Consider the following 13,471-nt stretch of genomic DNA (forward strand, 5'->3'; position numbering starts at 1 on the left):
GCCCGCAAAGCCGGCGACAACCAAGGCGGCGCCCGCAAAGCCGGCGACAACCAAGGCGGCGCCCGCAAAGCCGGCGACAACCAAGGCGGCGCCCGCAAAGCCGGCGACAACCAAGGCGGCGCCCGCGAAGTCGGTGGCTACGAAGGCGGCGCCCGCGAAGTCGGTGGCTACGAAGGCGGCGCCCGCGAAGTCGGTGGCTACGAAGGCGGCGCCCGCGAAGTCGGTGGCTACGAAGGCGGCACCCGCAAGGACGGCGGCTACCAAGGCGGCACCCGCAAAGGCGGCTGCTACCAAGGCGGCACCTGCAAGGGCGGCGGCGACCGCAAAGGCGGCGACCACCACGGCAGCGCCCGCAAAGGCGGCGGCTACGAAGGCTGCGCCCGCAAGGACGGCGGTCACGAAGGCGGCGCCCACGAAGACGACGGCGACGCCTGCGAAGACGCCTGCTACGCAAACAAAGACGTCGGCGGCGCCCGCTAAGACGGGGGCTGCGCCTGCGAAGACGACGGCCACGTCCGAAAGGACGGCGGCCACGAAGGCGACGCCCAACAAGGCGACGCCCAACAAGGCGACGCCGACCAGGGCGACGTCAACGGGGACGACGCCGACCGGGTCCGCGCCGGCCAGCAAAGCGACCGGCGGAAGCACGAAGACCACGCCGAGCAAGGCCGGCGCCATCGCTGCGGCACCCGCCAAGCCGGCGGCCACCAAGCCCACGTCGACCAGGAGCACACCGACCAAGGCCGCAACGACGGAGGCCGCGCCCACCAGAAGCGCGGCGACCGAAACGCCCACGCCCAGGAGCGCGGCGGCACCCGCGCCGGCCGTACCCAAGGACGAGCCGGAGTCGCCCACCTCGGTGACGCCGACGGCGGAGCCCGTCGGACCGGTGGCCGAGGTCGCCGCCGCCCAGCCCGACCTCAGGGCCGACACCGCCGAGATCCCTCGCGTGGAGCAACCCATCGAGGAGCGGCGCGGCGGCGTGGTGGCAGCCACCCTCCGCCCGGCGATCGAGGAGACCCAGCCCCAGGCCCAACCGGAATCCGACCCGGTCCCGGGGTTCGTCTTCGCCTCACCCGGCGCCCCGCTGATCCTGCCGCCGGCCGACCGCGGCCCCGGCCCCGGCCCGGAGGCCCAGCCGCGCGGCACTCGCTACGGTCGCCAGCCGCTCACTCCGAGCGCCCGCAAGGCCCTGCAGCGCCGCCGCCTGGTCGCCCTGATCGCGTTCGTGCTGCTGGCCGTGATCGTGCTGCTGATCGGCCAGTTCGTCCGGGGCGACGACGGCCGGCGGGTGGCCAGCCGGCCGGCCGCCACCGGGGGAGTGGCGCCGGCGGTGGGCGGGGGGATAGGCGGGCCGGCCACCGAGCCCAAGGTCGAGCCCCCAGTGGCGACGGCCAACGGTGCGACCGGCACAACGGCGGCAACGACGGCGGCGGCCATCACCGCGCCGGCCGACACCGCGAACACCGCGCCGACCAGGGCGGCGGCGGCCGACGCGAGCGGGTTCACGTTTGTTGCCGGATACGGCCCGGTCCTGGGCGCGTCCGGCACCCTGCGGCGGTTCAAGGTGAGCGTCGAGAAGACGATCGGCCAGGGCAACGGCGGTGACTTCGCCGACGAGATCGACCGTACGCTCGGTGACGAACGGGGGTGGACCGCCGGGCGGCAGTTCCGGCTCCAGCGGGTGCCGGCGGGGGCGGCCGGCGAGTTCACCATCTACCTGGCCTCGGCGACGACCACCCAGCGGATGTGCAACGCCGGCGGCCTGAAGACGGACGGGTTCACCTCCTGCCGGCTGCCGGGGCAGGTGGTCGTGAACGACGCCCGGTGGCAGGACGCGGTGCCGGACTACAACGCGCCGCTCGAGACCTACCGGGCCTACGCGCTCAACCACGAGGTGGGACATCAGCTGGGGTACGGCCACGAGGCCTGCCCGGGCCGCGGTCAGCCGGCCCCGGTGATGCTGCAGCAGACGTACGGCCTGAACGGCTGTGTCGCGAACGCCTGGCCGTACGTCGACGGCAAGCGGTACGCCGGCCCGCCGGCCGCCTGAATCCCGCATGTCGGGCCCGTGGCCCACGTCATGCCCCTTCGGCGCGGCAAACGAGCAACAATGGGCCGAGCACCTTACCGCCCACCCGGGGAGTGAACCGTGTCCTTGCCCCCGCTCGTCGAGCCCGCCGCTGATCTCTCGGTCGATGAGATCCGCCGCTACTCGCGCCACCTGATCATCCCGGACGTCGGGATGGACGGTCAGAAGCGCCTGAAGAACGCCAAGGTGCTCGCCGTCGGCGCCGGTGGCCTCGGCTCGCCCGCTCTGATGTATCTGGCCGCGGCCGGTGTCGGCACGCTCGGCATCATCGACTTCGACACGGTCGACGAGTCGAACCTCCAGCGCCAGATCATCCACGGTGTGTCCGACATCGGCCGGCCCAAGGCCGAGTCGGCGGCCGACAGCATCCGCGAGATCAACCCGCTGGTGAACGTGGTCATCCACAACACGTCGCTCGACCGCGACAACGTGATGGAGATCTTCAGCCAGTACGACCTGATCGTCGACGGCACCGACAACTTCGCCACGCGTTACATGGTCAACGACGCGGCGGTGCTGCTCGGCAAGCCGTACGTGTGGGGTTCGATCTACCGTTTCGACGGCCAGGCGTCGGTCTTCTGGGCCGAGCACGGCCCGTGCTACCGCTGCCTCTACCCCGAGCCCCCGCCGCCCGGCATGGTCCCCAGCTGCGCCGAGGGCGGCGTGTTGGGCGTGCTCTGCGCGTCGATCGGGTCGATCCAGGTCAACGAGGCGATCAAGCTGCTCACCGGCATCGGCGAGCCGCTGGTCGGCCGGCTGATGGTCTACGACGCCCTCGAGATGGAATACCGCAAGATCAAGGTCCGGAAGGACCCCGACTGCGTGCTCTGCGGCCCGAACGCCACCCAGACCGAGCTGCTCGAAGACTACGACGACTTCTGCGGCGCGGTCTCCGAGGAGGCGCAGGAGGCGACGCTCAACGCGACCATCACGGCCCGTGAGCTGAAGGACTGGCAGGACTCCGGCAAGGACGTGTTCCTGGTCGATGTCCGCGAGCCCGCCGAGTTCGAGATCGTCCGCATACCGGGTTCGACGCTGATCCCGAAGGGCGAGATCCTGTCCGGCGAGGCCCTGTCCCGCTTCCCGCAAGACCGCCAGATCGTGCTGCACTGCAAGTCGGGGGTACGCAGCGCCGAGGCGCTCGCGGCCCTCAAGGCGGCCGGTTTCAAGGACGCCGTGCACGTCCAGGGCGGGGTCGTGTCCTGGGTAAACACGGTCGACCCGTCACTTCCGTCATATTAAAAACGGCCGCAAAGCAGTAGCGTCAGCCCCGTGGTGGACCTCGATGCCGCGATCGGCTATGTGGTGGGGCACGGCGATGCGGTGGAACGCGCCCGGTTGTCGTTCCTCCGTAGCGGCGCGCCGCCTCCGCCGCACATCATCGAGCGCATCGCCGCCGGCCAGACCGCGAGTGGCGGCTGGCCGGCGTCGGGCGACGGTGTGGTGCCGTCGGTGGACGCCACCTGTTTCCGGCTGGGTGAGCTCGACGACCTTGGTGGGCTGCACGGTCCCGAGGTCGAGAAGGCGCTGACCTGGCTGGCCACCGCCCAGCGGCCGGACGGTTCCTGGCAGGAAGACGCCTCGCTGGCCGACCAGGCCCCCGAGTGGGCGATGCCGGGCGACCCGGAGGCGACGCTCTATCTCACCGCGGTGGCCGGGTTCTGGCTGACCGTGGCCGAGGCTGGGGCCCATCCCCATTTCGAGGCGCCGGCCCGGCACGCGTCGGTGCTCACGGCGGCGGCCCGCTTCGCGGCTTCCCAGGTACGCCCGGACGGCACCTGGCCGTCCTTCCTGGCCGCCGGCTGGCACCTGGCCGGGCTGCTGCACGGCGAACAGTTCTTCTACGAGTCGGCCCGGGTCCAGTTGGTGCTGGGTGACCGCCTCGCCGACATGTCGCCGGCCGACGTGGCCGCGATGGCCGCCACCCTGCGCCGGCTCAACCTGGGCGACGACTGGCTGGTGCAGAGCGCCCGCAAGCGCCTCGCCGAGACCCAGCGCACCGACGGCGGCTGGGACAGCGACGAGGGCCCGAGCTTCGACGTGAACACGACCCTGATCGCGATCAGGGCCTGCCGTTAAGAAAGATCCGGGCCTGCCGGTTGAGAAGCTTCCGGGCCTGCCGCCGAGGGGCTGAAGCTCAGCGGGTGTGCCCGTTGCCGGTCACGATGTACTTCGTCGAGGTCAGCTCGGGCAGCCCCATCGGGCCGCGGGCGTGCAGCTTCTGGGTGCTGATGCCGATCTCGGCCCCGAAACCGAACTCCCCGCCGTCGGTGAACCGGGTCGACGCGTTGATCATCACGGCGGCCGCGTCGACCCGGGCGGCGAAGCGCCGGGTGGCGACCAGGGACTCGCTGACGATGGCCTCGGTGTGCCCGGAGCCGTAGTGGCGAATGTGGTCGAGCGCGTCGTCGATGGAGTCGACCACCGCGACCGAGAGGTCGGCCGACAGGTATTCCTTGCCCCAGTCCTCGTCGGTCGCCGGGACCACGTCGAAGGACGTCTGCTGCACCCGCGCGTCGCCGTGGATCGTGACGCCGCGGTCGATCAGCTCGGCCAGGACCAGCGGCAGGAACGAGTCGGCGATCGCGGCGTGCACCAGCAGCGACTCGGCCGTGTTGCAGGTGGAGAGCCGCTGGGTCTTCGAGTTGACCGCGACCGCGAGCGCCTTCTCCAGGTCGGCGTGCTCATCGACGTACACATGGCAGTTGCCGACCCCGGTCTCGATCACCGGAACCGTGCTCTCCTCGACCACGGCCTTGATCAGCGCGGCCCCGCCGCGCGGGATCAGCACGTCGACCAGCCCGCGGGCCCGCATCAGCTCCTTCACCGAGTCGCGGGTGGTCGCGTCGAGCAGCTGGATCGCGTTGGCCGGCAGCCCGGCGTCGACGACCGCCTTGCGCAGCACCGACACGATGGCCGCGTTGGAGCTGAAGGCCGAGCCGGAGCCGCGCAGCAGCGCCGCGTTGCCCGATTTGAGGCAGATGCCGGCCGCGTCGGCCGTCACGTTGGGCCGGCCCTCGTAGATGATGCCGACGACGCCGAACGGCACCCGCACCTGCCGCAGCTCGAGCCCGTTGGCCAGGGTCGAGCCGCGCACGACGTCGCCGACCGGGTCGGGGAGCGCGGCCAGTTGTTCCAGCCCGCCGGCCATCGCGTCGACCCGCTCGGTGGTCAGCGTGAGCCGGTCGATCATCGCCTCGGACAGGCCGCCCGAGCGGGCGTTGTCGACGTCGACCCGGTTGGCCTCGACGATCTCGTCGGCCCGGAGGCGGAGGCGGGACGCCATGAGCAGCAGCGCCGCGTCTTTCTCGGCGCGCGTCGCCGCGGCCAGATCGATGGAGGCGACCCGGGCGTCCGAGGCCTGCTGCTGCACGGTGGTCATGATGAGACCTTTCTAGAGGAGTACGAGGTCGTCACGGTGGACGACCTCACGTTCGTAGCCGGGGCCGAGCGCCGCGGCCAGCTCGGGCGTGGACCGGCCGAGCAGCGCGGGCAACTCGACGGCGTCGTAGTTGACCAGGCCTCGGGCCACCGGCGCGCCGGAGCCGGCGTCGACCAGATCGACCGGGTCCCCGGCCGCGAAGGAGCCGTCGACCGCGGTGATCCCGGCCGGCAGCAGCGACTTGCGGCGGGCCACCACCGCGGCGACCGCGCCCGGGTCGAGGTGGAGCCGTCCCCTTGGCGCCGTGGCGTGGGCCAGCCAGAACAGCCGGGCTGTGGGCCGGTGGGCCGCGGCTTCGAAGAACGTGCCGATCTCGGCGCCGGACGTCGCCTCCGCGGCCAGCGCGGCCGACGTGAGCACGACCGGAATGCCGAACCCGGTGGCGATCCGCGCCGCCTCGACCTTGGTGACCATGCCGCCGGTGCCCAATTTTCCCGCGCCGCTGACCGAGACTTCCGACAGGTCGGATTCATCGCGAACGACGGCGACCCGGCGGGACGAGGGGTCGGACGGGCGGCCGGTGTAGAGCGCGTCCACGTCGGACAGCAGCACCAGCAGGTCGGCCTGCACCAGGGCGGCGACGAGCGCGGCCAGGCGGTCGTTGTCGCCGAACCGGATCTCGTCGGTCGCCACCGTGTCGTTCTCGTTGACGATCGGCAGCGCGCCCAGGTCGAGCAGCTTGCGCAGGGTCCGGTAGGCGTTCCGATAATGCGCCCGGCGGGTCACGTCGTCCACGGTCAAGAGCACCTGGCCCACCGTCAGCCCGTGGCGGGCGAAGCCGGCCGCGTACCGGCCGATCAACAGCCCTTGCCCCACCGAGGCCGCGGCCTGCTGGGTGGCCAGGTCGCGCGGACGCCGGGGAAGATTCAACGGGCTCAGCCCGGCGGCGATCGCGCCACTGGAGACCAGCACCACCTCACGCCCGCCGGTGGCCAGCCCACCCAGCACGTCGACCAGAGCGTCGACGCGCTGGTCGTCGATCCCGCCGGACGCCGTGGTCAGCGAGGACGACCCCACCTTGACCACGACCCGGCGCGCCTCGGTCACCGCTTCGCGCACCCGCCCATTCTGCTCGCCCGCCACCGCCGGCCCGCCGCGAGATCCCATATCGTGGCCCAGGTGACACCGCAGGAGTACGTCGAAGAGGTGCTCTCACTCGTCGAGCGCATCCCCGAGGGCCGCGTGATGTCGTACGGCGCCATCGCCGACGTGCTGGCCGATCGTTCCGGCCGCAACTCCGCCCGCCAGGTCGGCACGATCATGTCCCGGCACGGCGGCGCCGTCCCGTGGCACCGCGTGGTGGCCAGTTCCGGCCGCCTGGTCCCGGGCCACGAGCAGGAGGCCCGCCAGCGTCTGCTCGCCGAGGGCGTACCCCTGAAGGGCGACCGCGTCGACATGAAGCGAGCCCACTGGATCCCCTAGAGGAGCAGACCCACCCCGCCGCGCCGTGGGTCGCCGGCCGCCCCGCCCGCGCCGACCGCGGTCACCCCGCCGAAGTAGTGGTTCATCTCCGGCCACCGGTTGATCGCCCAGCCGGCGTCGGTCAGAGCCGACAGATCGGACTCGGGCAGCCCGGGCTCGGCGTGCACGGTGCCGTCGACGACGTGGAAGCGCGGCCGGGCGATCGCCGACGCCAGGTCGAGCCCGTCCACCAGCACCCCGAGCAGCGTGTCGATCAGCGCGGTCCGGATCCGGGACGCGCCCGCCGACCCCGCCGCCACGATCAGCCGCCCCTGGTCGTCGATCACCACCAGCGGGCACATGTTCGACGACATGCGCCGCCCCGGGGCCAGGTCCGCGGTGATCAGCTCGCCCTCGCCGAGCATCGAGTTCAGGTTGACGCCCAGCCCCGGCAGCCAGACCGCGGCGCCCAGCCCGAGCGTCGTGGTGATCACGCAGGCGTTGCCGTCGGCGTCGACCACCGACACGTTCGTGGTGTCGCCGATCTTCTGCCGTCCCTGGTCCCGCAGCGCCGTGGCCAGCGCCACCGGCGTCACGTCCGGTGGCAGCGCCGCGATCGTGTCCACGGTCCGGCTCAGGTCGTGCCGCGCCCGCACCCGATAGCCGTTGAGGGAAGCGTGGTCGACCGAGGTCTCATGCACCCGGTAGGCCGACAGGTCGGACAGACCGAGCGCCCCGCCCGCCGATCGCACCGCGTCCACCATCGGCCGGGCGAACGCCCCGGTGTAGAAGGCCGCCGGCCCCTCGTCGGCCAATCCTTCCAGCGCTGTCGCCAGGCCCGGGTGGAACAGCAGGTCGCCGCCTTCGAGCAGCTTTCCGTTCGGGGTGTAATAAGCAGCCCCTTCCCCGTACGCCAGCGCGGGCGCACAGGACACCAGGGTGCGGGCCTGCGCGGCGGGCAGCACGACGCCTGTTTCCGCGAGGCGCCGAGCCGGTTCGACGACCGAAGCCCACGGCAGCCGTCCCCACCGCCGATGCACCTCGCCGCAGCCCGCGGGCACCCCCGGCACGGCCACGCTGGCGCCGCCGATCTCGTACACCTGGGGAACGCCGCCGAACAACACGTCCACCTTGACCATCGGCCCGGCCGAGGCGTCGCCGTCGGTGCCCGGCACCGCGACGAAGAAGTCGAGGCAGGTGACCTCGCCGGTGGCCGCGTCGAAGTAGGTGGCGAACCCGCCGCCGCCCAGCCCGGTGTAGATCGTCTCGGCGACGCAGCAGGTCAGCACCGCCGCGACCGCCGCGTCCGCCGCCGTGCCGCCCTCGCGGAGGATCCGCAGGCCCACCTCGGCGGTGACCGGATGGGCCGCCGCCACTCCCGGCGAGGCCGGACTCAGCACGCTCATCGGACGAACTGTAGGCGTATCGACTACATGATCGATAACATCCGCGTCCATGACGGTCGCCCGTCCCCCGGAGGAATTAACCACGCGCACCCGGGCCGGTTATGCCCTCGGTTCGCTGGTCACCGGCGCCTTCGGCACGGTCCCCGGGCTGCTCCTGCTGCCATACCTGACCGACACCCTCGGCGTGACGGCCGGCCTGGCCGGTCTGCTGGTGCTCCTGCCCAAGGCCTGGGACGTCCTGTTCAACCCGATCGCCGGTCGCGTCTCGGACCGTCGCGGCGACCGCCGCCCGTTCCTGCTCGGCGCCGGCCTGCTGCTCGCCGTGCTGTTCGCGCTGATCTTCGCGGGCCCGTTCGGCGCCGGTCCGGCCGCCGGCCCGTACGTCGCGGTCGCCTTCCTCGTCGCGGCCACCGCCTACGCCTTCTTCCAGGTGCCCTACGTCGCGATGCCGGCCGAGCTCACCGACGGCTACGCCGAGCGCACCCGCCTGATGACCTGGCGCGTCGCGGTCCTGGCCCTGGCCATCCTGATCTCCGGCGCGCTGGCCCCGCTGGTCGTCGAGCAGACCGGCGGCGGCCTGACCGGCCACCGGTGGTCGGGCGTGTTCGTCGGCGCGCTCATCGTCGTGGGCACGCTGGGCGTCTTCTGGGGTACGCGCACAGCCCGGTCCCGAGCGCCCGAGCAGACTGAGCCGAGCTTGCGTACCCAGCTCAGGATCGCCGCGGCCAGCGGCCCGTTCCGGGCCCTGCTGCTCTGCTTCGTGATCCAGTCGGCCGGGGTGGCCACCATGCTGGCCGGCGTGCAGTATTTCGCCGACCACATCGTGGCCCGCGACTCCGCCGCCACGTTCCTGTTCGCCGCGTTTGTCGGCCCCGCCCTGCTCGTCATGCCGCTGTGGAGCCGGGCCGGCGCCCGGCTGGGCAAGCGCCGCAGCCTGATCGCCGCCAGCCTCCTCTACGCCCTGGGCACCCTGCTGCTGATCCCCGCGTCGGCCGGCCCGCCCCTGGCGATCTACCTGGTCGTCGCCCTGGTCGGCATCGGCTACGCCGGCCAGCAGGTCTTCGCCATGGCCATGCTGCCCGACTGCATCGCCGCCGAGACCACCCGCACCGGCAAACGCCAGGCCGGCGTCTTCACCGGCGTCTGGACCGCGGGCGAAACCTTCGGCCTTGCTCTCGGCCCCGGCCTCTACGCCGCCGTTCTCCAGCTCTTCGGCTACGTGTCCTCGTCAACCGGCGAGGCCGCCACCCAGACCGGCACCGCCCGCCTCGGCGTCCTGCTCGGCTTCACCGTCCTGCCGGCCCTGTTCGTGGCCACCGCCGTCCTCCTCCTGCGCCGCTACCCCGACCGCCCCCCTTTGCTCTGAGCGCGTATAGGCACCACATGCTCTCCGCCGTGAACAGGCACAACACCCCGAAGCGCGCCCGAACCCCACAGCTCTGAGCGCGTATAGGCACCACCCGGCCCGAGCGTGCGCGCGATCCAAACCCAGGTCAGGGGCCGTTGCCTATACGCGCTCAGAGCAAAAGCGGCCAGGGCGGGATGGCGGCGACCGCCGAGCGGACGCGGTGAAGGGCGGGCTCGAGCCGGTCGAGAGGCGGCGTCCCGAGCGCCAGCCGCAGCGCGCGTGCGGCCCCGACGGACCGACCGCGCAGTGCGGCTGCCGCGACCCGCTGCCGGGCCGCCGCGTACGCGCGACGGGACTGTTCCCACGAGGCGACCGAGGCGGTGGCCACCGGTCCGGCCCGGTACACCGGACGTGGGAGCGGAGGTTTGGGATAGCGTCCTGGCATGATCGATGCGCTGCCGGCCACCGGCGTCTCCGCAGCTCAGGTGCTCGCTGAGTTGCGCGAGCTGCGGGCCGCCGACCTGCCGACGCACGGCGGGCGGCTGTTCGCGTACGTCTATGACGCCGACGTCGCCGGGCTGGACGAGCTGGCCCAGGCCGCGTACGCCCTGTCGTCGCACGTCAACGGCCTGGACCCGACCGCCTTCCCGAGCCTGCTGGCCATGGAGAACGCCCTGGTCGGCGCGGCCGCCCGGCTGCTCGGCGGCACCGGCGAGACGGTGGGGACGGTGACCAGCGGCGGCACCGAGTCGATCCTGCTGGCGGTGAAGGCGGCCCGCGACGCCCGCCCCGAGATCGACCGGCCGCGGATCGTGATGCCCTCCACGGCGCATGCCGCGTTCGCCAAGGCCGGCCACTACCTGCGGGTGGACCTGGACGTGGTGCCGGTCGGACCGGACCTGCGGGCCGACCCGGCGGCGATGCGGGCGGCCATCCGCTACGAGACCGTGCTCGTGGTGGCGAGCGCGCCCTCGTACGCCCACGGGGTGATCGACCCGGTCACGGAGATCGCCGAGGCCGCCGCGGGCCTGGACGTGCGCTGTCACGTGGACGCCTGCTTCGGCGGCTGGGTGCTGCCCTACCTGCGCCGGCTGGGCGCCGAGCTGCCCGCGTTCGACCTGTCCGTGCCGGGTGTCACGAGCATCTCGGTCGACCTGCACAAGTACGCGTACGCGCCGAAGGGTGTCTCGGTCCTGTTGCACCGCGACCAGGCGCTACGGCTGCCGCAGTACTTCGCCCACGCGGACTGGCCGGGCTACACGATGATCAATCCGGGCGTGGCGTCGACCCGGTCCGGTGGGCCGATCGCCGCGGCGCTGGCCGTGCTGCGCCACCTGGGCGACGCCGGCTACCTGGACCTGGCCCGGGAGACCCGCGAGGCGGTGGTCACCCTGGCCGCGGCGGTGCAGGCCACCGATGGGGTACGCCTGTACGCGCCGACCGAGACCACGGTCGTCTGCCTGACCACCGAGGACGGCGTCGACCCGTTCGTGCTGGCCGACGAGCTGGCCGCCCGGGGCTGGCACACCCAGCCGCAGATGGGGTACGGCAAACTCCCGCCGACCATCCACCTGACCGTGACGGCCGCGGTCCGCCCGACCACCGGGGCGTTCGTGTCCGACCTGGCCGACGCCGTGGCCGCGACCCGGGCCCGCGGCCCGGTCGAGCTGCCGGCCGACCTGGTGGCGACGGCCGGCGCGCTGACCCCGGCCGCCGTGACACCCCAGCTGGTGGCCGGGCTGGCCGCCGGCCTGGGCCTGGCCGACGGGGCGGCCGGTCCGATGGCCGCGGTCAACACGCTGCTCAACGCCGCGCCGCCGGCCCTGCGCGAGGCGTTGCTGACGGGGTTCCTGAGCCTCTTGCAGCGCCCGACCCGTTGAGGCGTAGCGTACGAGCGTGGCCTTGCCTGGAGTTCTCGGAGAGCCCATCCGGTTCGTGCTGAACTGGGGGCGCCGCTACTCGCTGTGGGTCTTCAACTTCGGCCTGGCCTGCTGCGCGATCGAGTTCATCGCGTCCAGCATGGGCCGGCACGACTTCATGCGGCTGGGCGTCATCCCCTTCGCGCACGGCCCACGACAGGCCGACCTGATGGTGGTGTCGGGCACGGTCACCGACAAGATGGCCCCGGCGATCAAGCGGCTGTACGACCAGATGCCCGAACCCAAGTACGTGATCTCGTTCGGCTCCTGCTCGAACTGCGGCGGCCCGTACTGGGACTCGTACTCGGTGACCAAGGGCGTCGACCAGCTGATCCCGGTGGACGTGTACGTGCCCGGCTGCCCGCCCCGGCCCGAGGCTCTGCTGCACGGCATCCTGCGTCTCCAGGAGAAGATCGCCGGCGAGCAGTCCGGCGTCGGCGGGGTGAACCGGCGCGACTCGGCCTCGTTGTCTGCCCCGATGGTCGTCCCGCCGGTGGCATCCGGGGGCTAATCTCCGGTTCATGAGCGAGCAGTCACGCGCCGACTTCATCATCGAGGTTCTGATCAGGGAGTTCGGCGACCTGATGGCGCAAGATCCGGCGGCGTTCCGGCGCAAGTTCCGCAAGATGGCGGCCTCGCCGTTCGCGTTCTACCGGGGCAGCGCCTCGCTCTTCTACGCCGACCTGACCGGCTCCTACGCCGACGACCGCTACCTCGACGAGCGGACCAGCCGGGTGTGGATCCACGGCGACCTGCACGCCGAGAACTTCGGCACCTACATGAACGCCACCGGCCAGCTCGTCTTCAACGTCAACGACTTCGACGAGGCGTACGTCGGCCCGTTCTCCTGGGACCTGAAGCGGTTCTGCGCCAGCGTCGCGCTGATCGGGTACGCCAAGGCGCTCTCCGACGACCACATCACCGCGCTGGTCCGGACGTTCGCCGAGTCGTACCTGACCGAGCTGCGGGCGATCGCGGCCGGCGGCGACGACGCGATCGGCTCGATCACGCTGAAGACCGCCGACGGCGTACTCCGGGAGGTGCTTCAGGAGGCGCGGCTGAACACCCGCGTCGACCTGCTCTCCCAGCAGACCACGATCGACAACTACGAGCGGCGGTTCTCGGTCGGCGACGGCGTCTTCGAGATCGACGACGAGACCGCGGCGGCGGTGCGCGAGGCGTTCGACCGATACCTGACCACGCTGCCCGACGCCAGCCGGCCGCTGTCCACCAACATCAAGGACATCAAGCTGCGCAAGGGCGTGGGCATCGGGTCGGCCGGCCTGCCGTCGTACAACCTGCTGCTCGAGGGGCACACCGAGGCGCTCGAGAACGACGTGGTCATCTACATGAAGCAGGCCCAGGTGCCGGCCGTCGCGCGCTGGATCGACGACGACCGGGTCCGGTCCTACTTCAAGCACCAGGGCCACCGCACCGCCGAGTCGCAGCTCGCGCTCCAGGCCCACGCCGACCCGTGGGTGGGCTACACCGAGCTGAACGGCGTCGGTCAGCTGGTGGCCGAGGTGTCGCCGTACGCGGCCGACCTGGACTGGGCCGACGTGAACGAGCCCGAGGAGCTGACCGGCGTGGTCGGCGACCTGGGCCGCGCGGTCGCCCGGATGCACTCGGTCGCCGACGACGAGTCGTCGCACGACCTGGTCGACTTCTCGACCGAGGAGGCGATCGTCGAGGTGGTCGACAAGGACCCCGAGGGCTTCCTGACCCATCTTGTCGAGTTCGCCCACAAGTACGGCGACCAGGCCCGTGAGGACCACCAGGACTTCGTCGACGTCTTCCGGAACGGACGGCTCCCCGGACTCGAATAACAGTGGTAGGCCAGGGCGGTGTCCGAGCCCCGGATAC

12 protein-coding genes and 1 pseudogene are annotated in these 13,471 nt (G+C 72.1%); 8 read left to right on the forward strand and 5 right to left on the reverse strand.

Annotated elements, in window-relative coordinates; translation table 11 throughout:
- Positions 1 to 795: pseudogene (locus AB0M54_RS25445) on the reverse strand (hypothetical protein); the annotation flags it as partial.
- 94 nt (positions 796 to 889) lie between these two features.
- Between AB0M54_RS25445 and AB0M54_RS25450 the strand changes: the two are divergent.
- The 3 genes from AB0M54_RS25450 to AB0M54_RS25460 all read left to right on the forward strand — a co-directional run bounded on the left by AB0M54_RS25450 (position 890) and on the right by AB0M54_RS25460 (position 4,171).
- Positions 890 to 2,053: a DUF3152 domain-containing protein gene (locus AB0M54_RS25450; RefSeq protein WP_364474136.1), complete on the forward strand. Its 1,164-nt coding sequence runs from the start codon at positions 890 to 892 to the stop codon at positions 2,051 to 2,053.
- Between the two features lie 99 nt (positions 2,054 to 2,152).
- Positions 2,153 to 3,334: an adenylyltransferase/sulfurtransferase MoeZ gene (gene moeZ, locus AB0M54_RS25455; RefSeq protein WP_364318310.1), complete on the forward strand. Its 1,182-nt coding sequence runs from the start codon at positions 2,153 to 2,155 to the stop codon at positions 3,332 to 3,334.
- A 30-nt stretch (positions 3,335 to 3,364) separates the two neighbouring features.
- Positions 3,365 to 4,171: a prenyltransferase/squalene oxidase repeat-containing protein gene (locus AB0M54_RS25460; protein ID WP_364318312.1), complete on the forward strand. Its 807-nt coding sequence runs from the start codon at positions 3,365 to 3,367 to the stop codon at positions 4,169 to 4,171.
- A gap of 58 nt (positions 4,172 to 4,229) precedes the next feature.
- Here AB0M54_RS25460 and AB0M54_RS25465 read toward each other — a convergent pair whose 3' ends face one another.
- Together AB0M54_RS25465 and proB are read right to left on the reverse strand one after the other, a co-directional pair.
- Complete coding sequence (locus AB0M54_RS25465; protein WP_364318314.1) at positions 4,230 to 5,474, reverse strand: glutamate-5-semialdehyde dehydrogenase; 1,245 nt, start codon at positions 5,472 to 5,474, stop codon at positions 4,230 to 4,232.
- 12 nt (positions 5,475 to 5,486) lie between these two features.
- On the reverse strand, positions 5,487 to 6,593 hold the full coding sequence (gene proB, locus AB0M54_RS25470; protein WP_364474138.1) for a glutamate 5-kinase: 1,107 nt from the start codon (positions 6,591 to 6,593) through the stop codon (positions 5,487 to 5,489).
- Positions 6,594 to 6,653: 60 nt separating this feature from the next.
- Between proB and AB0M54_RS25475 the strand changes: the two genes are divergently transcribed.
- Complete coding sequence (locus AB0M54_RS25475) at positions 6,654 to 6,956, forward strand: MGMT family protein (protein ID WP_364318318.1); 303 nt, start codon at positions 6,654 to 6,656, stop codon at positions 6,954 to 6,956.
- Here AB0M54_RS25475 and AB0M54_RS25480 read toward each other — a convergent pair.
- Entirely contained in the window at positions 6,953 to 8,341 is a 1,389-nt protein-coding gene (locus AB0M54_RS25480; protein WP_364318320.1) for a gamma-glutamyltransferase, read from the reverse strand. The two genes, AB0M54_RS25475 and AB0M54_RS25480, sit on opposite strands and share 4 nt — an antisense overlap.
- A 49-nt stretch (positions 8,342 to 8,390) precedes the next feature.
- Here AB0M54_RS25480 and AB0M54_RS25485 point away from each other — a divergent pair, with 49 nt between their 5' ends.
- A complete protein-coding gene (locus AB0M54_RS25485; RefSeq protein ID WP_364318321.1) occupies positions 8,391 to 9,707 on the forward strand; it encodes an MFS transporter in 1,317 nt (438 codons plus the stop codon).
- Between the two features lie 151 nt (positions 9,708 to 9,858).
- Here AB0M54_RS25485 and AB0M54_RS25490 read toward each other — a convergent pair whose 3' ends face one another.
- A complete protein-coding gene (locus tag AB0M54_RS25490) occupies positions 9,859 to 10,134 on the reverse strand; it encodes a hypothetical protein (RefSeq protein ID WP_364474139.1) in 276 nt (91 codons plus the stop codon).
- Between AB0M54_RS25490 and AB0M54_RS25495 the strand changes: the two genes are divergently transcribed.
- From AB0M54_RS25495 to AB0M54_RS25505, 3 genes are read left to right on the forward strand one after another with little or no spacing between them, the layout of a single operon-like run.
- Positions 10,133 to 11,569: an aspartate aminotransferase family protein gene (locus AB0M54_RS25495; protein WP_364474141.1), complete on the forward strand. Its 1,437-nt coding sequence runs from the start codon at positions 10,133 to 10,135 to the stop codon at positions 11,567 to 11,569. The genes AB0M54_RS25490 and AB0M54_RS25495 overlap by 2 nt on opposite strands.
- Before the next feature lie 16 nt (positions 11,570 to 11,585).
- On the forward strand, positions 11,586 to 12,119 hold the full coding sequence (locus AB0M54_RS25500) for an NADH-quinone oxidoreductase subunit B family protein (RefSeq protein WP_364318324.1): 534 nt from the start codon (positions 11,586 to 11,588) through the stop codon (positions 12,117 to 12,119).
- Between the two features lie 10 nt (positions 12,120 to 12,129).
- Positions 12,130 to 13,434 (forward strand): DUF2252 domain-containing protein, encoded by a 1,305-nt coding sequence (locus tag AB0M54_RS25505; RefSeq protein ID WP_364318325.1) that lies wholly within the window; start codon positions 12,130 to 12,132, stop codon positions 13,432 to 13,434.
- The last annotated feature ends 37 nt before the right edge of the window (positions 13,435 to 13,471 follow it).

Source organism: Actinoplanes sp. NPDC051470, assembly GCF_040682035.1.
In the GTDB taxonomy this organism is placed as follows: domain Bacteria; phylum Actinomycetota; class Actinomycetes; order Mycobacteriales; family Micromonosporaceae; genus Actinoplanes.

Bases quoted from the DNA above. Each gene is read 5' to 3' on its own strand.
- AB0M54_RS25495 (WP_364474141.1), top strand. From the start codon at position 10,133: ATGATCGATGCGCTGCCGGCCACCGGCGTCTCCGCAGCTCAGGTGCTC.
- AB0M54_RS25480 (WP_364318320.1), bottom strand. From the start codon at position 8,341: ATGAGCGTGCTGAGTCCGGCCTCGCCGGGAGTGGCGGCGGCCCATCCG.
- AB0M54_RS25465 (WP_364318314.1), bottom strand. From the start codon at position 5,474: ATGACCACCGTGCAGCAGCAGGCCTCGGACGCCCGGGTCGCCTCCATC.
- AB0M54_RS25485 (WP_364318321.1), top strand. From the start codon at position 8,391: ATGACGGTCGCCCGTCCCCCGGAGGAATTAACCACGCGCACCCGGGCC.
- AB0M54_RS25505 (WP_364318325.1), top strand. From the start codon at position 12,130: ATGAGCGAGCAGTCACGCGCCGACTTCATCATCGAGGTTCTGATCAGG.
- AB0M54_RS25490 (WP_364474139.1), bottom strand. From the start codon at position 10,134: ATGCCAGGACGCTATCCCAAACCTCCGCTCCCACGTCCGGTGTACCGG.